Source organism: Mesorhizobium sp. M0518, assembly GCF_040321125.1.
GTDB lineage: Bacteria > Pseudomonadota > Alphaproteobacteria > Rhizobiales > Rhizobiaceae > Mesorhizobium.
This window is the reverse complement of record NZ_JAMYQY010000021.1, coordinates 26,281-44,974: the sequence shown is the minus strand read 5'-3', so window position 1 is coordinate 44,974 and position 18,694 is coordinate 26,281. Positions and strand designations below refer to the sequence as shown.

Here is an 18,694-nt window from a genome sequence, read left to right as displayed (position 1 = left end):
CGTCTAACTCGATCGCCTGGGGTTGGCGACTCGGCTGGCCATCGCCTTTTGATCGTCGGGGCGCTATTGGCAAGGTCACGATGGAATGTGGTGATGTGAATGCGCTTTCTGTTTGTCCTGATCCTGCTCGCCGGCGCCGGCATCGGTGTCGTCTATCCCTGGGCGATGAGCAACTTCTCCGGCCATGAGATCGGCACCTGGCGGGTCTATGAGCAGGGCCGCTTCAAGCCGCTGACGGTGCCGCTCTCCGGCCGCGATGCGCCGGTGCGGGTGCTGGTCGACCTGACCGCAAGAGCCGAGCGCATCGTCTCGCAGCAGCGCACCGTGCTGACGCTGACCGCTGCAAGCAATGGCCGCACGGTGCTCGCCTCGACGCTGCAGTTCAACCATTCCGACAATCCTCGCCAGGCCAGCCCGCAACTGCCCGACAAGATCTTTCGCGACGAGGCCGGCGTGATCGCGACCGTCAGCCCAGGCCCCTATACCTTCACCGTTGGACCTGGTGATGCCGACGACATACCGATGCGGGCGGTCGATCTCATCCTGCGCTCCGGCGCCGGCGAGATCGACAGCCGTGCACGGCCGGTCGGCTTCGCGCTGATGGCGATCGGCCTGATCGGATTTTTGCTGACCTTGCGCACTCGTGGCGGCCGGCCGGAAAATCCCAACTCGCAGCCGCCACCGCCGCGCTGGGGCAGGGGCTGATGCATGTCGCCCAAAAGTGTGCAGCGGTTTTGGGACAACGACATGCATAACGGCACAAAACCATGAACTACCGCCACGCCTATCATGCCGGAAATTTCGCTGACGTCGTCAAGCATGTCGTGCTGACACGCTTGCTCGAGTATCTGAAGCAGAAGGACAAGGCGTTTCGGGTCGTCGACACCCATGCCGGCATTGGCCGCTACGACCTGTCGTCCGTCGAGGCGCAGAAGACGGGTGAATGGCAAGGCGGCATCGGCAGGCTGATCGATGCCTCGTTTGCCGCGCCGGTGGCGGTGCTGCTCGCGCCTTATCTGGAGACAATACGGTCGCTCAACCCCGAGGGTGGTATCCAGAAGTACCCGGGCTCGCCGTTGATTGCGCGCCATCTCATGCGCAAGCAGGATCGGCTGACGGCGATCGAGCTGCACCCCAAGGATGCCGCGAGGCTGAGGACGTTCTTTGCCGGCGATTTCCAGGCCCGGATCATCGAGCTCGATGGCTGGCTGGCGCTCGGCGCCCATCTGCCGCCGAAGGAAAAGCGCGGCCTTGTCCTCATCGATCCGCCATTCGAGGAAGCGGGTGAGTTCGAACGCCTTGTCGACGGGCTTATAAGGGCGCACAAGCGGTGGCCCGGCGGCATCTACGCGCTCTGGTATCCGATCAAGGACCGCAAGGCGATCATCGCCTTCCGCAAGGCGCTGAAGCAATCCGGCATTCCGAAGCTGCTCGACATCGAATTCGAGATCAGGCCGGCCTCTTCGGAACCCAGCCTCGACGGCAGCGGTCTGCTGGTGGTCAACCCGCCGTTCACGCTGGAGGGCGAGCTGCGGACGCTGCTGCCGGCCCTGCACAGGCTGCTTGCTGTGGGGCGGCCGGCGCACTGGTCGTTGGAATGGCTGGCCGGCGAGCAGGCTTGAGGCGGGCTCATCGATGACCCAGGGACCGTGCTCTCTTGGGTCTGGATATGAACGTGCCAGAGCCATTCCGGTGCGTGCAAACTCGGCTTTGGTCAAAAAGCGGTTTCAAACTGGGAAACCATTGTCAACGCAACCGCTTGACCGCCGCCGAGCGAATCCGCACAGTGCGCGCAATCGACCTTGAGAGGCTGCCATGACTCGCTTCGCCAAATCCGCCCTTGCCGCCCTGATTTCGCTCTGCACCCCGCTTGCCGCGCCTCTCGGTATCACCCAGACCGTGCAGGCCGCCGATCTTACGGTCTATTCCGATGAAGACAGCGGGGTCTGCGGTCAGCCCTGGGTACTGAACAAGATCACCAGCCGCTTTTCCTATCAGGTGCATCACGTGCCGCATCTGCCTGACGTGCAGATCACCGATTTCCGGCGCATCCACCAGCATCGCTATCTGGCGGCCAACGATACCTGGCCGATCGGTCGCCGTTATTGCGGCGCCACCGTCAGTCTGTCCGACGGCCGCGATCGCACCATCTGGTACCTGATCGAGGAAGGCCAGGGCTTTGCCTCGATCGGCGACAATGTCGAATTTTGCGTCTCGGGCTTCGATCGCTGGATGGTCTACAACGGCCGCTGCCGCATTCTGCGCTAAACCCGGTCTCCCCTTCCAATCTCTTTCGCGCCTGTGGCTTGATGGCTGCAGGCGTTTTTCGTGCCGCGTTGACAGCAGGTGCGATCCGTCGCATACGTGTGAGACAGACCTGTCTCACTACTAGGTAGCCTCCATGACGCCATCGTCCGCTTCCGGCAAGCGCCAGCACGTCGTTGAAACGGCCTACGTGCTGTTCAAGCGCGCCGGCTTCCATGCCACGGGTATCGACCGGATTATCGCCGAAGCGGATGTGGCCAAGATGACGATGTATCGCCACTTTCCCAGCAAGGATGAACTGATCGTCGAGGTGCTTGGCTATCGCGCTATGCGTTTCGACCGCCAGCTCGACCGGCTCGCCCAAGAGGGCATTCCGCCGGAACAGAAAATCGGAAGAATCTTCGACTGGCATGCACGCTGGTTCCGCAGCCCGGATTTCCATGGCTGTCTGTTCGCACATGCGCTGGCCGAGTTCGGCGATCCCGGGCATCCGGTTTTCAAGGCCGTTGTCAGGCAGAAGAACGGCCTCAAGCGGCGCATGCGGTCTATCCTCGAAGAGGTGATGCCGCGCGGCCGCGCCGAGAGCGTGGCGGCGACGCTGCTTATGCTGATCGAAGGTGCGACCTTGCTGGCGCAGATGGGGCAGGCCGACGCCGCCATTCGCGACGCCCGCAAGGCGGCCATGGGCATCGTCGCTGCTTCGCGCAGGCCGCAATGAGCCCGCTGGTCATCGGGCTCGCATTGTTTGCGGCGATCCTGCACGCAAGCTGGAACGCGTTCCTGCGCACGGGGGCCGACAGGCTGTGGACCGTCACCGTCATGAGCTTTTCAAGCACGGCGCTCGCCATCCCCTTCGCCTTCTTCCACGCCCTTCCGGCCGCGCCGGCCTGGTCCTACATCGTGCTCTCGGCCTGCCTGCAGGTTGGCTACAGTTTGTTTCTGGTGGCCGCCTACAGATATGGCGAACTGGGACAGGTCTATCCGATCGTTCGCGGCAGCGTGCCGCTGCTTGTCACGCTCGGCGGGTTCTTCCTGGCCAACCAGCAGCTCACTCTGCCGCAGACCATTGGTGTCGCGCTGGTCGCGGGCGGCATCATGGGCCTTTCACTCGGACGGGGCAGGGCCGCCACGACATCGATATTCTATGCATTGGCAACGGGAGCAATCATCGCCGCCTATGCGACGGTCGATGCGCTCGGCGTTCGGGCGGCGGGAAATGCCGGCGCCTACACCGCATGGGTCCTGCTGATCTACGGCGCGTTGCTGCCGGCGGCCTTCGTCGCCTGCCGTGGCCGGCTCATTGTCGACCTGCGCGCGTCCGAAACCTGGAAAGCGCTGGGCGGCGGCCTGTTTGCACTTCTAGCCTACGGTGTCGTGGTCGCGGCCTTCGCGCTTGGACCAGCAGGTCCGATCACCGCGATCCGCGAAACCAGCGTCGTCTTCGCGGCCTTCATCGGACGCCTGTTCCTCGGCGAGGTGCTGACGCCGCGGCGGGCCGGCGCCTGCGCCATCGTCGCGCTCGGCGCCATCTGCCTGGGTTATCAGCCGTGACGGAACTAGGCATCGCGCAGGATTGCCCGGTCACCATGCTATTTCCTGCGCGGCGCCGCCTCGGCCTGATCGAGGATTTTGCGCAGGAATGCGGCGTGGCCGCGGAACGCGCGCCGTCCGCTCGTCGTCGCCTTGACGCGCGTCTGCGGCCGGCGGCCGACGAACAGCTTTTCGATGTCGACATAACCCGCCCTGGCCAGCGTATCGAGGTGCGCGCCGAGATTGCCGTCGGTGACGTCCACGATGGCCTTCAGCCCGGTGAAGTCCAGTGTTTGACGCCTTTCCAGCATGCTCAGCGCGGCCATGATCCTGAGCCGAGTGCTCTGGTGGATGATTTCGTCGGCACTCATCGATTGGCTCCGGCGCAGCCAAGCCGGAGGCCACGGACAACCATGCTGCCGCCGTGGCGGACCGTCTTGGTAATCTGGAACGGCGGCAGCGCCGTTTGCCTCTGTGCGATCGACATCGAAGTACTCCCCATGCTGCGCAGAATACTCTGTTACGTAGAGTTATCTGTCAATTCACGAGCAAGCCGGTCTGCGATCGTGCTTGACAAGACGATGCATCGACCGGCTGTCGCGTTGCAGTATAGATCGTCCGCCTGCACGAGATGATCGCACCGATGAGGCGGCGGTCATGATATCGGCGGCCGACGATCGACACGCAAAGCTGTTCACTGATCTTGGGAGCTTCACGAGAGGAGCGGTCCCGCGGAGTGCGGAGAATGTCGGCGACACATTCTAGCCATTGGTCGAAGATCAGCAGTGAATTTCTGCGACGATCAGCACGACCATGTGCCGATCGTAACCGAAATTTAAGCTGCTAAAATCAGTCTATTGCTTCGCTGGCTAGCAAGCCGCGAGTCAGATATGCATGAGCGCGCCGGGTCATTACGGCCGTCGGCACAAAGGAAGGGGCATCGCATGGCTAAGCAGTCATCCAAAGCGCCGGCGTCCAAGGCACCGGCAAAGAAAGCACCCGCAAAAGCAGCGACGGCAAAGGTCGCAGCTGCAGTGAAGAAAGCAGCACCCGCTGCCAAGCCGAAGGCCGCGGCGGCCAAGGCAAAAGCAGCACCGGCCAAGAAGCCGGCAGCGAAAGCTGCTGCGAAACCAGCAGTGAAGAAGGCAGCGCCCGCCAAGGCAGCGGCAAAGCCGGCTGCGAAGGCGGCACCGGCCAAGAAGCCTGCAGCGAAAGCCGCCGCGAAACCCGCAGCGAAGAAGGCAGCACCTGCCAAAAAACCGGCTGCCAAGGCTGCACCTGCCAAGAAGCCGGCTGCGAAGGCTGCTCCGGCAAAGAAGGCTGCGGCAGCGAAATCTTCAGCACCGGTGAAGAAAGCGGCACCTGCGGCCAAGCCGAAGGCAGCGCCCGCGAAGGCCGGCAAGAAGTAGTCGCGTCTTCCCTCGCCGGGGCGGTGCCGAAACAGTCAAGGGCGGGTGCCTGACAGGCGCCCCGCTCGCTGTTAGGCAGTCGGAAGGCGAGAACAGAGGCGGACGGAGGATATCTTTTCGCAGCTCCCAGGACTTCGCCATAGGGCGAAGTCCGGTGGGGCTTTTTTTGTGTCATTCATGCGGGTGATGAAATATCGGCGCGAGGCTCTTCGGTCTTGCCTGCCGGCTGAGCGATCCCTGCGATTCCGGCAACTCGGCGACCATGGTGATGAAGCGCCGTCTTCACGGAGCGCTCGCTAAACGGCCCTGGCCGATGCGCCGCTCGCTGGCGGCTGGGTTTTCCGCTTCTGGCCATTGCTCGATCGCGCCTGATCGGTCAACAGTGCCGGCCTGCAAAACAGGAAACCGATCATGCCCAGACTGCTCTATGCGTCGTCTTCTCCCTACAGTTCCAAGGTACGAATGGCAGCAGCCTATGCCGGCATCGCTGTCGATCTGGTGCCGATCAAGACCGAGGAGAAGCCGGCCGACTTGATGATCGCCAACCCGCTCGGCAAGATCCCGGTTCTGGTGCTCGACGACGGTCGCTCCATCCATGACAGTCGCGCCATCACCCAGCATCTCAACCGTTTGTCGAAGAACGCGCTTTTTCCACGCAATCCCGACAAGCGGCTCGAGGCGGAAGTGCTGGAGGCATTGGCCGACGGCATTTGCGACTGCGCGCTGTCGATGGTCTATGAACGGCGCACGCGGCCCGAGGAGATGGTCTATCAGCCTTGGCTCGATCGCCAGTGGGCGAAGATCACGGCGGCACTCGACCTGCTCAACGCCAACCCGCCGAAGCTGCCGAAGAAGATCACCGCCGGCCAGATGGCGCTGCGCGCCTGCCTTGGCTATCTCTCGCTGCGCTTTGCCGGAAAATGGGAAAAGGGCCGCGCCCGGCTGACACGGTGGGCTGCGCGCTTCGACGAGAAGTTTCCAGAGCTGAAGCCCTGCATTCCCGGTTGATAGCCGATTACCCCGGAATTGATTTCCCGATCACCCGGGAAAATCACTCAGACACAAAAAAAGCCGGGCGCGAGGCCCGGCTTTTTCGTGTCGTGGCTTGAACGACTTAGAACTTCATACCAACGCCGAAGGTGACGCGGTTGTCGGTGGCCTTGACCTTGCCGATGCCGTCGAAGCTCTTGCTGCCGAAGTCGGTGTAGCGGTACTCGACGCGGCCGAAGACATTGTCGGTCAACTTGATGTCGGTGCCAACACCGGCGGTCCAGCCGAGCATCGTTGCGCGATCACTGGCCCCAAGGACGGTGTCTTCCACCTTCAGGCTTCTGCCGGCGAGACCGCCGGTGCCATAGAGCAGGATTTCTGGGCTGACCGCGTAGCCGAGACGGGCACGCAGCGAACCTTCAAAGCCGGCCTTGGAGTCGATGCCGTTGTCGTCGCCCTTGACGCCGTTGTAGCCGAGTTCGGCTTCAGCGCCGTAGACGAAGTTCTCCTGCTGCCACTGATAGCCGCCGAAGACACTGCCGACGAAACCCTTGGTATCGGTTTCAACGTCGAAATCCTTTTCCTTGGTCCGGCCGCTGAAGCCGTAGCCGACGTTGAGACCGGCGTAGGGACCGGCCCACGAAGCGACCGGAAGTTCAGCGATCGGCGCAGGTGCCGGCGGCTCTTCCGAAACCACGTCAGCAGCATAGGCAGTTCCGCTGAGGGCGAAGAGGCCGAGCGCAACGGCCAGCGGCCGTGCGAATTTGAGATTGGCTTGCATTGTTCTTTACTCCTTAAGCCACAGGACACAGGCTTGTTTCTCACGATCGCCATCTACCCGTCCGGGGGGTGAAACGGATCTGGCGTTCGTCGGTTCCAAATGTCGTGTCAAAATGCGGCTGAAGCGAACCTGAACTTGGGTCATTCCCCGGCACGAATGAGGCAGAACCTTGACGTTGCATCTTCGCAACAGCGAAATGGCAGGAACCATCCCGTGCTGCGCTGCACACCGCTTGGTGCAAGGACTCCAGCACCCTATATTGCGGTCGGGCGCGCCCGAGTCCAGGGCGGGCCGGGATGTCCAAACGGCCGTTTCGCCACAATGCTGCCCAAGGTGCGAACACCATTTAACGCATGCCGGGCCATATTTCGCCGGCACTGCTTTTTCGGCCCGAAATTGAGGATTGACACCATATGAGCAAAGCCACTGTCACGGCGCTGGTGACGGGCGGGGCCAGGCGGATCGGCAGGGCGATCGTCGAGGATCTCGCCGCCCACGGTTTTGCCGTCGCCATTCATTGCAACCGCTCGCGCACCGAGGCCGATGTGTTGGCTGCCGAAATCATCGCCGGAGGTGGCCGCGCCGCCGTGGTCGCCGCCGACCTGACCGATATGGACGCCGTTGGCGATCTCGTCGGCCAGGCGCAAGCAGCGCTCGGACCGATCCCGCTGCTGGTCAACAATGCGTCTCTGTTCGAGGACGATTCGGTTCTGGATTTCGACTGGCGGGCCTGGGACCGGCACTTTGCCGTCCATGTGAAAGCGCCCGCGCTCCTGGCGCAGAATTTCGCCCGGGCGTTGCCGGCAGGGCAGGAGGGCCTGATCGTCAACATGATCGACCAGCGCGTCTGGCGACCAACGCCGCGCTACTTCTCCTACGCGCTGTCCAAATCGACGCTGTGGACGGCCACGCAGATGATGGCGCAAGCGCTCGGCCCCAGCATCCGCGTCAATGCCATCGGCCCGGGGCCGACACTGAAGAACGCGCGTCAGGACGACAGCGATTTTGCCGCACAGGTGGATGGCTTGGTCCTCAAGCGCGGCCCGGAATTGCCGGAATTCGGCGCCACAATCCGCTATCTCTGGGAAGCGCGCTCGGTCACCGGCCAGATGATCGCGCTTGATGGCGGCCAGCATCTTGCGTGGCAGACGCCCGATGTGACAGGCATGACGGAATGAGTCCCGTAGACCACAAAAGCAAGCCGCGCGGCGGCGCCGACGATCTGCCCCCCGATATCGACGTCGAGGACGAGGCAGTCGAGGAGATCGTTGAAACCGTCGGTCCCGATGTCGCCTTCACCGCCATCGACTGGACGCCGCATGCCGGCGACGCGGAAGGCATGATCGGCGCCGAGGTGATCCAGACGCTGGTCAAGCGGCTGCCCAACGCGCCCGGCGTCTACCGCATGATGAACGCTGCCGGCGATGTGCTCTATGTCGGCAAGGCGCGCAGCCTGAAGAAGCGCGTCACCAACTACGCGCAAGGCCGCTTCCACACCACCCGCATCGGCCGCATGGTGCGCGAAACGTCGACGATGGAGTTCGTCGTCACCCGCACCGAGATCGAAGCGCTGCTGCTCGAAGCCAACCTTATCAAGCGCTTGCGGCCGCGCTTCAACGTCCTGATGCGCGACGACAAGTCGTTTCCCTATATCCTCTTGACCGGCGACCATGTCTCGCCCGGCATCTACAAGCATCGCGGCGCGCGCTCGCGCAAAGGCGATTATTTTGGGCCCTTCGCCTCGGCCGGTGCCGTTGGCCGCACCATCAACTCCCTGCAGCGCGCCTTCCTGCTCAGGAGTTGCACCAACTCGTTCTACGAGAACCGCACGCGGCCATGCCTGCTTTATCAGATCAAGCGCTGCGCCGGCCCCTGCACCGGAGAGGTTTCGCACCAGGACTATGCCGAACTGGTCAATGAGGCGAAGGACTTCTTGTCCGGCCGCAGCCAAAAGGTGAAGACGGAAATCTCGGCCGCCATGCAGCAGGCGTCGGAAGCTCTCGATTTCGAGCGCGCCGCGATCTATCGCGATCGACTTGCGGCCCTGTCGCATGTGCAGAGCCACCAGGGCATCAATCCGGCTACCGTCGACGAAGCCGATGTCTTCGCCATCCATCAGGAAGGCGGCCAGGTCTGCATCCAGGTGTTCTTCTTCCGCACCGGCCAGAACTGGGGCAACCGCGCCTATTTCCCCAAGGCCGATCCGGCGTTGGAAGCAGCCGAGGTGTTGGGTTCGTTCCTGGCGCAGTTCTATGACGACAAGCCGACGCCGCGGAACATTCTTCTGTCGCATGGCGTCGAGGATCAGGAACTATTGGCCGAGGCGCTCTCCACCCGCGCCGGCCGCAAGGTCGCGATCTCCGTGCCGCAGCGTGGCGAGAAGAAGGACCTGACCGACAACGCCCTGCAGAATGCCCGCGAGGCGCTCGGACGCCGGCTGGCTGAAACCTCCACCCAGGGACGCCTGCTTGCGGGTTTCGCCGAGACATTCGGCCTGCCGAAGCCGCCGGTGCGCATCGAGGTCTACGACAATTCGCACATCATGGGCACCAATGCCGTTGGCGCCATGGTCGTCGCCGGGCCGGAAGGTTTTGTGAAGAACCAGTACCGGAAATTCAACATCCGCTCGACCGAGATCACGCCTGGTGACGATTTCGGCATGATGCGCGAGGTGATGGAGCGACGGTTTTCGCGGTTGCTCAAGGAGCATGGCGATGTCCCGGCTGGCGATGCAGTTGATGGTTCGGCAGACGATATGGAGGACGATATCTCCGGCAGCTTCCCGGCCTGGCCCGATGTCATCCTGATTGACGGTGGCCAGGGCCAGATGACCGCGGTGCGCAAGATCCTTTCGGATCTCGGCATCGAGGACCGCGTGGTTGCCATCGGCATCGCCAAGGGCCAGGACCGCGACGCCGGCCGCGAACGGTTCTTCGTCAAAGGCAGGGACTCGTTTTCGCTGCCGGTTCGCGATCCCGTGCTCTATTTCGTCCAGCGGCTGCGCGATGAGGTCCATCGTTTCGCGATCGGTTCGCATCGGGCGCGCCGCAAGAAGGAGATGGTCAAGAGCCCGCTCGACGAGATCAGCGGTATCGGTCCAGGCCGCAAACGCGCCTTGTTGTTGGCCTTCGGCACCGCCAAGGCGGTCAGCCGCGCCGCCATCGAGGATTTGAGGAAAGTCGACGGTATTTCCGAGCAGGTGGCGAAACTGGTCTACAATCATTTCCATGAGAGCTGACAGCAAGGATGCTATTTTCGTCTGGTCAATCGATTCTCGCCTGTTGACCCCCTACATTCGCTTCTGATTTGAGTAGGCAGGCAGAAAGAGTTTCCCAGATATGGCCAAGCGCGCGTTCAACCTGCCCAATATGCTCACCTACGCCCGCATCGTCGCGGTGCCGCTGGTGGTGCTATGCTTTTTTCTCGAAGGACATCTGAAGTCGAGCGATTTTGCCCGCTGGTCGGCGCTGATCATCTTCCTGCTCGCCTCGATCACCGATTATCTGGATGGCTATTTGGCGCGCGCCTGGCAGCAGACCTCCAACATCGGCAAGATGCTCGACCCGATCGCCGACAAGCTGCTGGTCGCCACCTGCCTGCTGCTGCTGGCCGCCGACACCGATCGCCATGCGGGCATTGCCGGCTGGTCGTTGTGGGCCGCGATCATCATCCTGTGCCGCGAAATCCTCGTCTCGGGCCTGCGCGAATATTTGGCGGCGCTGAAAGTTTCGGTGCCGGTGACGCAGCTGGCAAAATGGAAGACCGCCATCCAGATGGTCGCCATAGCGTTCCTCTTGGCCGGACCGGCCGGCGACAAGATTTTTCCGCTGACCACCCAGACCGGGCTGGTGCTGCTGTGGATCGCGGCGCTGGTTACGCTCTATACGGGCTACGACTATTTCCGCGCCGGCCTCAAGCACATCATGGACGAGTGAGATGACGACCCGGCTCATTTATTTTGCCTGGGTGCGCGAACGCATCGGCCTGCCTGAGGAGGATGTCGACCTGCCTGCCGGCATCGAGACGGTCGCCGATCTCCTGCGCTGGCTGAAATCGCGCGGCGAGGGCTACGAGCACGCGCTGCGATATCCCGACGTGATCCGCGTCGCCATCAACCAGGAACATGTCGAGCACCGCGAGAAGATCGCGGGCGCCCGCGAAATCGCGCTGTTCCCGCCGATGACCGGGGGCTGACATGAGCGGCGGGGTCTTACCTGTCGTGCGCATTCAGCGCCAGGATTTTGACGTCGCCGCCGAGATCGCCAGACTGACGCAAGGCCGCGCCGATATCGGCGCCGTGGTGACCTTCTCAGGCCTTTGCCGCGACGAGCAGGGCGCGCTCTCAGCGCTCGAGCTCGAACACTATCCCGGCATGGCCGAAGCGGAAATCGCCCGCATCGCTGCTGAAGCGGTCGAGCGTTGGCCATTGCAGGGGCTCACCGCCATCCACCGCCACGGGAAGATCGCGCCCGGCGAGAACATCGTGCTGGTCGTGGCAGCCTCGGCGCATCGCCATGCGGCGTTCGAGGCGGCGAATTTTCTGATGGACTATTTGAAATCGCGCGCGCCCTTCTGGAAGAAGGAGCATCGGGCTGACGGCTCGGAGGGTGGCTGGGTCGAGGCCAAGGAGGCCGATGCAACGGCCGCGCAACGCTGGTCTCAGTCCGAATAAGATCCGCCGCAGCCATGCATTGACCGCAATCCTTTGGCCAATTGGCAGGATTGGTCAGCCTGGGGCATTGGCAGCCCGGGGCATTGGCAGCCAGGGGTGAGGGAGATGGTCATGCTGGACAGGATCGCGGAGTTCTTCATCTTCGGTTTCGTGCCTCTGGTCGTCGGCATATTGGCCGTTCCGGACCAGTCTGTTGCCGCCGAACAGGCCGTGAGGGGCGAGGTCATCTATCGCGAGCGCATTGCCTTGCCGCCCAGTGCCGTGCTGTCCGTACAACTTGCCGATGTGTCGCTGGCCGATGCGCCTGCCACCATCATCGGCGAGCAGAAAGTGCAGCCGGCCGGCCAGGTGCCGATCAGCTTCGAGATCAAATTCGACCCTTCCGTCATCCGGTCGCAGATGACCTACGCGTTGCAAGCCCGCATCACCGTCGATGACAAGCTGCTGTTCATCTCCGATATGCGCCATCAGGTCGATCCGCTGGCCGACGTGCCGCAGACCATCATGCTGAAGATGGTCACCCCGAGTGCCGAGCCGACGGCTTCCGTCTTCGACCAGCTCTGGCTGGTCGACTATGTCGACGGCATCGGCGCCATTGCTGCCCCGCAAGCGACATTCAGGGTCAGCGGGGCCGGCAAGGCGGGCGGCAGCGGCCCCTGCAACACCTATTTCGCCACTGCCAAACTCGATGGCCAAACGATCGTGATCAGAGACATCGGTTCTACCTACAAGGCCTGTGCGCCCGAGGTGATGGCCGAGGAAAAGGCGCTGTTCGATGCGCTGGCCAAGGCGGCGTCATACCGTGTCGATGCCGGCAAGCTCATCATATCGGACAAGGACGGCCGCGAGATCCTGCGCTTTAGCGCGGCGAGCTGACCCCCCAACGAAGAAGGCCGGCGAAACGCCGGCCTTCTTTTTACGGGATCCAAGGTCTGGACTATCGGCTCAGCCGACGATCTCGGTGTCCGAGAACCAGTACTTGATCTCTTCTGCCGCGGTCTCCGGTGCGTCGGAGCCGTGCACGGAGTTTTCGCCGATCGACAGCGCATGAACCTTGCGGATGGTGCCTTCGGCGGCGTTAGCCGGGTTCGTGGCGCCCATCACTTCGCGGTTCCTGGCAATGGCGTTCTCGCCTTCCAGCACCTGGACGACCGTCGGTGCCGACGACATGAATTCCACCAATTCGCCGAAGAAAGGGCGGTCCTTGTGGACGGCATAGAAGCCTTCCGCTTCGCGGCGGCTCATCCAGACCCGGCGCGAGGCGATGACGCGCAGGCCTGCCTCTTCCAGCATCCTGGTGATGGCGCCGGTGAGATTGCGCCGGGTTGCGTCCGGCTTGATCATGGAAAATGTGCGTTCGAGCGCCATGGGTCGTCCTTGTCTGAGAATGGAATTGAGAGTGGCGGGCTCTATACAAGCCGCCCGGCCCATTGCCAAGGGGTGAGGAACGGTCCGCGCGGCGGACGGAAAGCCAACTGCTTGGCTTTCCGAGTGACGAACGGTGAAAGCCCGGTCCGCCTTCGGGCGGATTGAAAGGTCCAGTGGACCTTTCAAAGGGTTTGAACGCCCGAAGGGCAGGGAGCGAGAGCGAAGGGCCGGACGGCTGCGCGTTTCTGCGGCAAGCCGGCCCCGTTCAGACGGCTGCACAGCAACGCTTTGCTTGCTATAGTCGCGTGTCGGCGCCGCGCTGAGGTCGGGCCGTATGGAGACACCATGACCATGACAGACGATCGTCAGGAACGCATTCGCAACCGCGCACACCAGATTTGGGTGCAGGAGGGCCAGCCGGCTGGCCATCATGAGCGCCATTGGCATCAGGCGGCCACCGATGTCGACCAGGAGGACGCCGCAGGCAAGTCGGCAGCCAAAAAGCCAACCAGGAAGGCAGCTGGCGCAGGCAAGGCAAAGGCCGCCCCCAAGGAGGCAAAGGCTGCCACGAAGGCCGGCAAGCCAAAGAAGGCGGCCAAGTAAGTTACTGCTTTACGGCGTCAAGCCGCGGCGGCGACCTTTCGTCCCAGCCCGCCATGCAGGTCGAGGCAGCGAACGAACCACTGCGCCACCACGTCGCCATCGTCGAGCAGTTGGTAGGGAGAGGCTATGCGCGCCCATTGCAAGGCGCCGAAGACGATATAGTCGCTAAACAGCGGCGACGCGCCGCCGATGAATGGCTGATAGCCGAGCATTGAACGCAGCGGCTCCAGCGCGGCGCGGAATGTCGCCAGCCCGGCGTCGCGCGCGGTGACGACGTCCTCCAGCGTCTTGCCAAAGCGTTGCTCGCGGCTCCGGCGGAAATAAGCGGCGTTCTCCTCGTCCTGCATGGTGTGGAGGTCGATGATCGCGGCGGTGGTCACGTAGGGATGGATGGTCAGTTGCGACCAGCGCTCGACGAAACGAGCCATCGCCTTGCCGCCTTCACCGCCAAACAGCGTCGGCCGGTCCGGATAGGCTTCATCGAGATAGAGGGCGATGGCGAAGGAATCCGCGAGGACCGTCTCGCCGTCGCGGATCACCGGGACGGTTTTCGAAACGCCGCCCTCGACAGCGGGCACCTCGAGAAAGCGCGTCGGCACGGTCGATATGTCGAGCCCCTTGTGGGCGACCGCCATCGCCACCTTCCAGCAATGCGGGCTGAACGGACGTGTGCTGTCGCGTCCGACGAGATCATAGAGCAGAATGGTCATTGGCGGCAGGCCCTTCAAGCGTTAGGTAGGCCCCGCATCGACGCGAGCCGAGGGGAAGCCATGAGACAGCATTTCATGATGTTTGCGGCCTATAATCAATGGGCCAATGGCCGCATCTATGAGGCCGCCGCCGAGCTCGATGATGAGGAATTCAACCGCGATGTCGGTGCCTTCTTCGGCTCGATGATGGGCACGCTCAACCACCTTTTGACTGCCGACCGCATCTGGATGAAGCGCTTCACCGGCGAGGGCGACGCGCCGACGACACTGGATGCCATCCTGCATCGGGGGTTGACCGGCCTGCGGGCGGCGCGTGAAGCCGAGGACAGGAGGATCATCGATTGGGTCGGCGGCCTCAATGACAAGGCGTTGACGGGCCGCTTCACCTACATGACCGTCTCGGATATGCGCACCGTCTCGCAAAGGCTGGCGCCGGCGCTGGACCACGTCTTCAACCACCAGACCCATCATCGCGGCCAGGCGCATACGATCCTGACCATCCTGGGACGGCCAAGCCTGGGGTTGGACCTGATGCTTTTCCAGCGGACCGAGGAGGGCAGGGCTTTCGCCTGATCCGGTGGCGTTTTGCGTAGTCGGTCCGGGGTTGAAGAGCTTGCGCCACTATCGCTGCATTTTGTGCTGCAGCATCGTCTTTACCTCGGGCCACTCGGAATCGATGATGCTGAACCGGACGGAATTGCGCTTCCGACCGTCCGGCATGATCCGCTCGTTGCGAACGATCCCTTCCTGCTTGGCGCCAATTCGCAGGATGGCTGCCCTTGACGCGTCGTTCAGTTCGTCTGTGGTGAATTGCACACGGACACATCCCATGAACTCGAATGCATGGGCCAGGAGAAGATACTTCGCCTCGGTATTGACCCCGGACCGCTGAACCGAACTGCTGAGCCAGCTATGCCCGATCTCCAGCTTTCTATTCGTGCGATCGATCTTCCAAAACCGCGTACTTCCGCAGATCACTCCCGTGCTGCGCATGACGATTGCATAAGGCATGACAGTGCCGGCCCGTCGTCCAGCCAGGGCATTGGCAATATATCCATCGATCGTGTCTGGCCCGGGGACCACGGTGGCCCTCAGGTTCCACAACGCACCATCCGCTGCCGCGCTCAGAAGCCCCGACGAATGTGCCTGCTGAAGTGGCGTGAGCTCAACAATCTTTCCGACCAAGGCGGGCTGTACGGATTGCACGTCCATTTCAGGCAGCCGTCGAAGCTTCGCCCCTGATTTCGCTGTCCAGCTGGCACTGCGTCAGAGCCGCTTCCGCCATCACCCACTGCTTGAACAACTGGACCTTGCGTGCGGCAAGGCCTTTCTGCGGAGAGACAAAATACCAGCCAGCCGTGTTGGGATGGTGGACGGCGAAGGGAGCCACCAGCCTTTCGGCGCGGATGTCGCTGGCCATATAGGCACGGTTGGCCACCGCAAATCCCATCCCGGAATTGGCTGCCTCGTAGGACATCATGCACGAGTCGAAATAGATGCTCTTGGTCTCGCTGAGCACGAAGCTGGCGCCGGCGAAACCAAGCCAGGATTGCCAATTCTGGGTGCAGGTGTCGGAATGCAGCAGGGTGAAGTGCTTGAGGTCGTCCGGTGTCACCTTCGACAGCCGCTTATCGCCGAGGACTTCGTGGAACAGCTTGCGGCTGCACACCGGTGTCAGGTCTTCGCGAAACAGCAGATCGGATTGCAGCCCGTGAAAGTGACCGTCGCCATAACGGATTTCGAGATCGAATTCCGAGGCCGTGAACTCATGCGTCGCGTAGGAGGTCGAGACCCGCATCACGATATCGGGATATTGCTGCTGGAACAGCGGCAGGCGTGGAAATAGCCAGCGTGCGGCAAAGGTCGGCAGCACCGATATTTTTAGCACATGCTCCTGCGATTGCCCGGTCGCTTCCATGCTGGCGGCGACGATTCGCTCCAGCGCCTCGCGAACGCGCGAGACATAGGTCTCACCCTCCGGCGTCAACGAGACCGCATTGCCGCCGCGCTGGAAAATCTTGAAACGAAGCTGATCCTCCAGGCTTTTCACCCGCTGGCTGACCGCTGAAGCGGTAATGAACTGTTCTTCGCCGGCACGCGTGAAATTACCGTGCCTTGCAGCACTTTCCACGATTTTAAGCGAATTGAGGTTGACCTGACTGAGCAGACGCACGGTTTCGACCTTAAGCTTGGCTTACACTAGCACCAGCATTCCTAATTTTACAGGGGTGGGTGAATTAATCGACTGTTTACCAAGTGTTGCCCCCATCCTGGAGAAGTACAATGAACGCCCATACCATTCCCGAACTGCGTTATGCGATGAGCCGCGAAGCCATTATAGGCCATGAAACCGCCTGGAAAGTGTCGAGTTTCGGTGTCGCGCAATATCTGCACGGCTATGACCCGGCACTGCTTGCCGCGATCGAGGAGGCTGCCCTGAAGCTCAAGGCCAGCCATGCCGTGCACAAGCACCTCGATCTGACCTTCATCACCGGGGCCGACCGTTTCATCCCCGAGATCAAGGAATTGCTGCATGACAAGCTGCGCCTGGAGCGGCTGTCCGACATGATGGGCACCAAGCTGGAGCCCTATCCGCTGTCGATCGTCGGCTCGACGGTCACCTTCATGAATCCCAAGGACGGCGCCGTGGAGTGGCATTGCGATGGCGTTCCGGTCACCGAGCTCATTCCATTGTCGATCAGCAATCCGCTGGTCGGCGGCCACCTCGAAATCTACTGCGACGACTCCGAAACCGGCCGCGCCATTCTCGAAGCCGGCCGCGAGATCCCGCGCAACAGTGTCATGCGCATCGATCACAAGATGAACTACGCGACGCTCGGGCAATTCCTGGGCGTCCTGCATCGCACCGCTCCGATCCGGTTCGGCGAGCGCGTCACGCTGGTGCTCAACCAGCGCTCGGTGGCCAAGCCCTATGTCGACGACAACAGAATGTTCTATCTCGCCGCCGACAATGACCACGACCGTGAGTGGGTCAGCGAACTGGCCGAAGATGTCTGGACCAACCAGTTGCCGGCCTATCGTCGGTTCGAGGCAGAGCATCCCGTGCCCGCGGCCGTCGATGCACCGGTTCCGGGCGGCGCCAGGGAATCATGGTAATGAACCAAGATCCCGAAAAGTCGGAACCGGTTTTCGGACAGGATCATGGTCGAACAGCAAAATAGAATCCCATGCCGATTGTTTCGGCAGGGATCCGGCTCGATATCCGCGTTGGTCTTCGCTGCCGGTGCGGTGGCGTTGTGGTCCACCAATGCGCTGGTCGGCAAATCCCTGCTGGCCAGCCACCCGGCGTCGCAGGTCCAGTTCCTGCAATTTGCAGGCGCTGCACTCGTCTTCGCCGCCATCCGATTGATGAGCCGGGAAAGAGTAGCACCGGTCACGGCCGGGGCGGCGCTCATCTCTGTCGCAGTCGGATTCATCGGTCTGGTCGGCACCATGGTGCTGCAATACATCGCCTTCGCTTCGATGCCGGTCATCGAGGCCAATCTGATGGCCTACACCTGGCCGTTGATGGTCGCGGTGGCAGTCATCGCCTTGGAAAATCCGCGGCATCCGGCCCTGTTGGGTCTCGCCACGGTGGTAGGCTTCATCGGCGTCGCACTGGTGATTTCGGGAGGGCGCAGCCAATCCTGGTTCCAGGGCGATCTGGTCGGCTATCTCGCCGCATTCGGGTCGGCGCTGTGCATGGCCTTCTACTCGATCATGGTGGGACGGGTCGCCACCCCAGCGGATCGCCTGTTGCTGCCATCGTCTTTGATTGGCGTCGCTTTGACGTTTCTATGGTGCGCTCGCGACGGTTTCACCTGGCCCGTCGGCGCGGACCTGGCTCTCGGCCTTTATCTCGGCGCCGGTCCGATGGGCTTGGGCTACTATTTCTGGTCGCGCGCCTTGAAGCTTGAAGGCAGCGGCAGGGTCGCGGTGGTCGCCTATCTCACGCCGATCGCCTCGACCCTGCTTTTGACCTTGTCCGGCGAGCGGCTGACGGTGACGGCCATTGTCGGAGCTATCCACGTCATCGGCAGTTGTGTCGCGGTCGGTGTGGAACGTTCGGAGGCCGAAAACCATGTTTGACGAGAATGAGCGTCTGGCTATTCAGGAAGCGAATTGGCTGATCGATGAATTCGGCGCCGAGGCACCGCTTTACGCCGCGATGAGGGCCGAAAAGGCGATAGAACAAAAGGATTTCGCGCGTTGCGCCCGCTGGAAGCGTATTCTGGAGATATTGGACGAAAGTCCTGCCTCTAAGTCTGCTGGTTCCAAGTATTAGATTTTCTAATTTGCACAGCGTCGATTTTGCATGAATGCTATTTTTGCTGATTCTTGATTCTTTTATGAGGCTTGGCGGTCC

General features: G+C 62.2%; 24 protein-coding genes. 17 read left to right on the top strand and 7 right to left on the bottom strand.

Going from position 1 to position 18,694, the window contains the following annotated elements; all coding sequences use genetic code 11:
- Positions 1-99 precede the first annotated feature (99 nt).
- The 5 genes from NKI66_RS25835 (at position 100) to NKI66_RS25815 (ending at position 3,816) form a co-directional block, all read left to right on the top strand.
- Entirely contained in the window at positions 100-705 is a 606-nt protein-coding gene (locus tag NKI66_RS25835) for a hypothetical protein (protein WP_127289220.1), read from the top strand.
- 62 nt (positions 706-767) lie between these two features.
- The gene (locus NKI66_RS25830; protein ID WP_128305672.1) at positions 768-1,622 is read left to right on the top strand and encodes a 23S rRNA (adenine(2030)-N(6))-methyltransferase RlmJ; all 855 of its coding nucleotides are present in this window, start codon (positions 768-770) and stop codon (positions 1,620-1,622) included.
- 193 nt (positions 1,623-1,815) lie between these two features.
- Positions 1,816-2,268 carry a hypothetical protein gene (locus tag NKI66_RS25825; RefSeq protein WP_023813788.1) on the top strand — a complete coding sequence of 151 codons (453 nt, stop codon included), beginning with the start codon at positions 1,816-1,818 and terminating at the stop codon, positions 2,266-2,268.
- 133 nt (positions 2,269-2,401) lie between these two features.
- Positions 2,402-2,983: a TetR/AcrR family transcriptional regulator gene (locus tag NKI66_RS25820; RefSeq protein ID WP_352753433.1), complete on the top strand. Its 582-nt coding sequence runs from the start codon at positions 2,402-2,404 to the stop codon at positions 2,981-2,983.
- A complete protein-coding gene (locus tag NKI66_RS25815; RefSeq protein ID WP_352753431.1) occupies positions 2,980-3,816 on the top strand; it encodes an EamA family transporter in 837 nt (278 codons plus the stop codon). The genes NKI66_RS25820 and NKI66_RS25815 overlap by 4 nt, the downstream gene beginning before the upstream one ends.
- A 38-nt stretch (positions 3,817-3,854) precedes the next feature.
- Here the strand turns inward: NKI66_RS25815 and NKI66_RS25810 are convergent, their stop codons facing one another.
- Together NKI66_RS25810 and NKI66_RS25805 are read right to left on the bottom strand one after the other, a co-directional pair.
- Complete coding sequence (locus NKI66_RS25810) at positions 3,855-4,166, bottom strand: transcriptional regulator (RefSeq protein WP_352550507.1); 312 nt, start codon at positions 4,164-4,166, stop codon at positions 3,855-3,857.
- 464 nt (positions 4,167-4,630) lie between these two features.
- Entirely contained in the window at positions 4,631-5,197 is a 567-nt protein-coding gene (locus NKI66_RS25805; RefSeq protein WP_352753429.1) for a hypothetical protein, read from the bottom strand.
- A gap of 418 nt (positions 5,198-5,615) precedes the next feature.
- Here NKI66_RS25805 and NKI66_RS25800 point away from each other — a divergent pair, with 418 nt between their 5' ends.
- The gene (locus NKI66_RS25800) at positions 5,616-6,212 is read left to right on the top strand and encodes a glutathione S-transferase family protein (protein WP_027037945.1); all 597 of its coding nucleotides are present in this window, start codon (positions 5,616-5,618) and stop codon (positions 6,210-6,212) included.
- Positions 6,213-6,318: 106 nt separating this feature from the next.
- Here the strand turns inward: NKI66_RS25800 and NKI66_RS25795 are convergent, their stop codons facing one another.
- A complete protein-coding gene (locus NKI66_RS25795) occupies positions 6,319-6,975 on the bottom strand; it encodes an outer membrane protein (RefSeq protein ID WP_023812630.1) in 657 nt (218 codons plus the stop codon).
- Positions 6,976-7,388: 413 nt separating this feature from the next.
- Between NKI66_RS25795 and NKI66_RS25790 the strand changes: the two genes are divergently transcribed.
- From NKI66_RS25790 to NKI66_RS25765, 6 genes are all read left to right on the top strand, one after another.
- Positions 7,389-8,153, top strand: a complete 765-nt coding sequence (locus tag NKI66_RS25790; protein WP_352753426.1) for an SDR family oxidoreductase — start codon at positions 7,389-7,391, stop codon at positions 8,151-8,153.
- A complete protein-coding gene (uvrC, locus tag NKI66_RS25785; protein ID WP_023812628.1) occupies positions 8,150-10,213 on the top strand; it encodes an excinuclease ABC subunit UvrC in 2,064 nt (687 codons plus the stop codon). The genes NKI66_RS25790 and uvrC overlap by 4 nt, the downstream gene beginning before the upstream one ends.
- 100 nt (positions 10,214-10,313) lie before the next feature.
- Positions 10,314-10,910, top strand: a complete 597-nt coding sequence (pgsA, locus tag NKI66_RS25780; protein ID WP_023673449.1) for a CDP-diacylglycerol--glycerol-3-phosphate 3-phosphatidyltransferase — start codon at positions 10,314-10,316, stop codon at positions 10,908-10,910.
- 1 nt (position 10,911) lies between these two features.
- Positions 10,912-11,169 carry a molybdopterin converting factor subunit 1 gene (moaD, locus tag NKI66_RS25775; RefSeq protein WP_023812627.1) on the top strand — a complete coding sequence of 86 codons (258 nt, stop codon included), beginning with the start codon at positions 10,912-10,914 and terminating at the stop codon, positions 11,167-11,169.
- Between the two features lies 1 nt (position 11,170).
- Entirely contained in the window at positions 11,171-11,647 is a 477-nt protein-coding gene (locus NKI66_RS25770; protein WP_023812626.1) for a molybdenum cofactor biosynthesis protein MoaE, read from the top strand.
- 111 nt (positions 11,648-11,758) lie between these two features.
- Positions 11,759-12,523 (top strand): YbaY family lipoprotein, encoded by a 765-nt coding sequence (locus tag NKI66_RS25765; RefSeq protein WP_352753424.1) that lies wholly within the window; start codon positions 11,759-11,761, stop codon positions 12,521-12,523.
- A 69-nt stretch (positions 12,524-12,592) separates the two neighbouring features.
- Here NKI66_RS25765 and ndk read toward each other — a convergent pair whose 3' ends face one another.
- Entirely contained in the window at positions 12,593-13,015 is a 423-nt protein-coding gene (gene ndk, locus NKI66_RS25760) for a nucleoside-diphosphate kinase (RefSeq protein WP_013532476.1), read from the bottom strand.
- A gap of 345 nt (positions 13,016-13,360) precedes the next feature.
- Between ndk and NKI66_RS25755 the strand changes: the two genes are divergently transcribed.
- Positions 13,361-13,618 (top strand): DUF2934 domain-containing protein, encoded by a 258-nt coding sequence (locus NKI66_RS25755; RefSeq protein WP_023812624.1) that lies wholly within the window; start codon positions 13,361-13,363, stop codon positions 13,616-13,618.
- Positions 13,619-13,635: 17 nt separating this feature from the next.
- Here the strand turns inward: NKI66_RS25755 and NKI66_RS25750 are convergent, their stop codons facing one another.
- Positions 13,636-14,328, bottom strand: coding sequence for a glutathione S-transferase family protein (locus NKI66_RS25750; RefSeq protein WP_128305352.1), 693 nt, complete (start codon positions 14,326-14,328; stop codon positions 13,636-13,638).
- 60 nt (positions 14,329-14,388) lie between these two features.
- Between NKI66_RS25750 and NKI66_RS25745 the strand changes: the two genes are divergently transcribed.
- A complete protein-coding gene (locus NKI66_RS25745; RefSeq protein WP_023812622.1) occupies positions 14,389-14,901 on the top strand; it encodes a DinB family protein in 513 nt (170 codons plus the stop codon).
- A 48-nt stretch (positions 14,902-14,949) separates the two neighbouring features.
- Here the strand turns inward: NKI66_RS25745 and NKI66_RS25740 are convergent, their stop codons facing one another.
- Complete coding sequence (locus NKI66_RS25740; protein ID WP_206535255.1) at positions 14,950-15,540, bottom strand: GNAT family N-acetyltransferase; 591 nt, start codon at positions 15,538-15,540, stop codon at positions 14,950-14,952.
- 1 nt (position 15,541) lies between these two features.
- Entirely contained in the window at positions 15,542-16,501 is a 960-nt protein-coding gene (locus NKI66_RS25735; RefSeq protein ID WP_023812620.1) for a LysR substrate-binding domain-containing protein, read from the bottom strand.
- A gap of 110 nt (positions 16,502-16,611) precedes the next feature.
- On the opposite strand from NKI66_RS25735, the gene NKI66_RS25730 reads away from it, so the two are divergent.
- From NKI66_RS25730 to NKI66_RS25720, 3 genes are read left to right on the top strand one after another with little or no spacing between them, the layout of a single operon-like run.
- Positions 16,612-17,445 carry a hypothetical protein gene (locus tag NKI66_RS25730; RefSeq protein WP_023812619.1) on the top strand — a complete coding sequence of 278 codons (834 nt, stop codon included), beginning with the start codon at positions 16,612-16,614 and terminating at the stop codon, positions 17,443-17,445.
- Between the two features lie 45 nt (positions 17,446-17,490).
- A complete protein-coding gene (locus NKI66_RS25725) occupies positions 17,491-18,417 on the top strand; it encodes a DMT family transporter (protein ID WP_352753423.1) in 927 nt (308 codons plus the stop codon).
- Positions 18,410-18,613 (top strand): hypothetical protein, encoded by a 204-nt coding sequence (locus NKI66_RS25720; RefSeq protein ID WP_023812617.1) that lies wholly within the window; start codon positions 18,410-18,412, stop codon positions 18,611-18,613. Before NKI66_RS25725 ends, NKI66_RS25720 begins: the two co-directional genes overlap by 8 nt.
- Positions 18,614-18,694: the final 81 nt, after the last annotated feature.

Bases quoted from the DNA above. Each gene is read 5' to 3' on its own strand.
- NKI66_RS25790 (WP_352753426.1), top strand. From the start codon at position 7,389: ATGAGCAAAGCCACTGTCACGGCGCTGGTGACGGGCGGGGCCAGGCGG.
- NKI66_RS25820 (WP_352753433.1), top strand. From the start codon at position 2,402: ATGACGCCATCGTCCGCTTCCGGCAAGCGCCAGCACGTCGTTGAAACG.
- NKI66_RS25745 (WP_023812622.1), top strand. From the start codon at position 14,389: ATGAGACAGCATTTCATGATGTTTGCGGCCTATAATCAATGGGCCAAT.
- uvrC (WP_023812628.1), top strand. From the start codon at position 8,150: ATGAGTCCCGTAGACCACAAAAGCAAGCCGCGCGGCGGCGCCGACGAT.
- moaD (WP_023812627.1), top strand. From the start codon at position 10,912: ATGACGACCCGGCTCATTTATTTTGCCTGGGTGCGCGAACGCATCGGC.
- pgsA (WP_023673449.1), top strand. From the start codon at position 10,314: ATGGCCAAGCGCGCGTTCAACCTGCCCAATATGCTCACCTACGCCCGC.
- NKI66_RS25765 (WP_352753424.1), top strand. From the start codon at position 11,759: ATGCTGGACAGGATCGCGGAGTTCTTCATCTTCGGTTTCGTGCCTCTG.
- NKI66_RS25740 (WP_206535255.1), bottom strand. From the start codon at position 15,540: ATGGACGTGCAATCCGTACAGCCCGCCTTGGTCGGAAAGATTGTTGAG.
- NKI66_RS25825 (WP_023813788.1), top strand. From the start codon at position 1,816: ATGACTCGCTTCGCCAAATCCGCCCTTGCCGCCCTGATTTCGCTCTGC.
- NKI66_RS25755 (WP_023812624.1), top strand. From the start codon at position 13,361: ATGACCATGACAGACGATCGTCAGGAACGCATTCGCAACCGCGCACAC.
- NKI66_RS25725 (WP_352753423.1), top strand. From the start codon at position 17,491: ATGGTCGAACAGCAAAATAGAATCCCATGCCGATTGTTTCGGCAGGGA.
- NKI66_RS25720 (WP_023812617.1), top strand. From the start codon at position 18,410: ATGTTTGACGAGAATGAGCGTCTGGCTATTCAGGAAGCGAATTGGCTG.
- NKI66_RS25795 (WP_023812630.1), bottom strand. From the start codon at position 6,975: ATGCAAGCCAATCTCAAATTCGCACGGCCGCTGGCCGTTGCGCTCGGC.
- NKI66_RS25815 (WP_352753431.1), top strand. From the start codon at position 2,980: ATGAGCCCGCTGGTCATCGGGCTCGCATTGTTTGCGGCGATCCTGCAC.
- NKI66_RS25750 (WP_128305352.1), bottom strand. From the start codon at position 14,328: ATGACCATTCTGCTCTATGATCTCGTCGGACGCGACAGCACACGTCCG.
- NKI66_RS25810 (WP_352550507.1), bottom strand. From the start codon at position 4,166: ATGAGTGCCGACGAAATCATCCACCAGAGCACTCGGCTCAGGATCATG.
- NKI66_RS25835 (WP_127289220.1), top strand. From the start codon at position 100: ATGCGCTTTCTGTTTGTCCTGATCCTGCTCGCCGGCGCCGGCATCGGT.
- ndk (WP_013532476.1), bottom strand. From the start codon at position 13,015: ATGGCGCTCGAACGCACATTTTCCATGATCAAGCCGGACGCAACCCGG.
- NKI66_RS25770 (WP_023812626.1), top strand. From the start codon at position 11,171: ATGAGCGGCGGGGTCTTACCTGTCGTGCGCATTCAGCGCCAGGATTTT.
- NKI66_RS25730 (WP_023812619.1), top strand. From the start codon at position 16,612: ATGAACGCCCATACCATTCCCGAACTGCGTTATGCGATGAGCCGCGAA.
- NKI66_RS25830 (WP_128305672.1), top strand. From the start codon at position 768: ATGAACTACCGCCACGCCTATCATGCCGGAAATTTCGCTGACGTCGTC.
- NKI66_RS25800 (WP_027037945.1), top strand. From the start codon at position 5,616: ATGCCCAGACTGCTCTATGCGTCGTCTTCTCCCTACAGTTCCAAGGTA.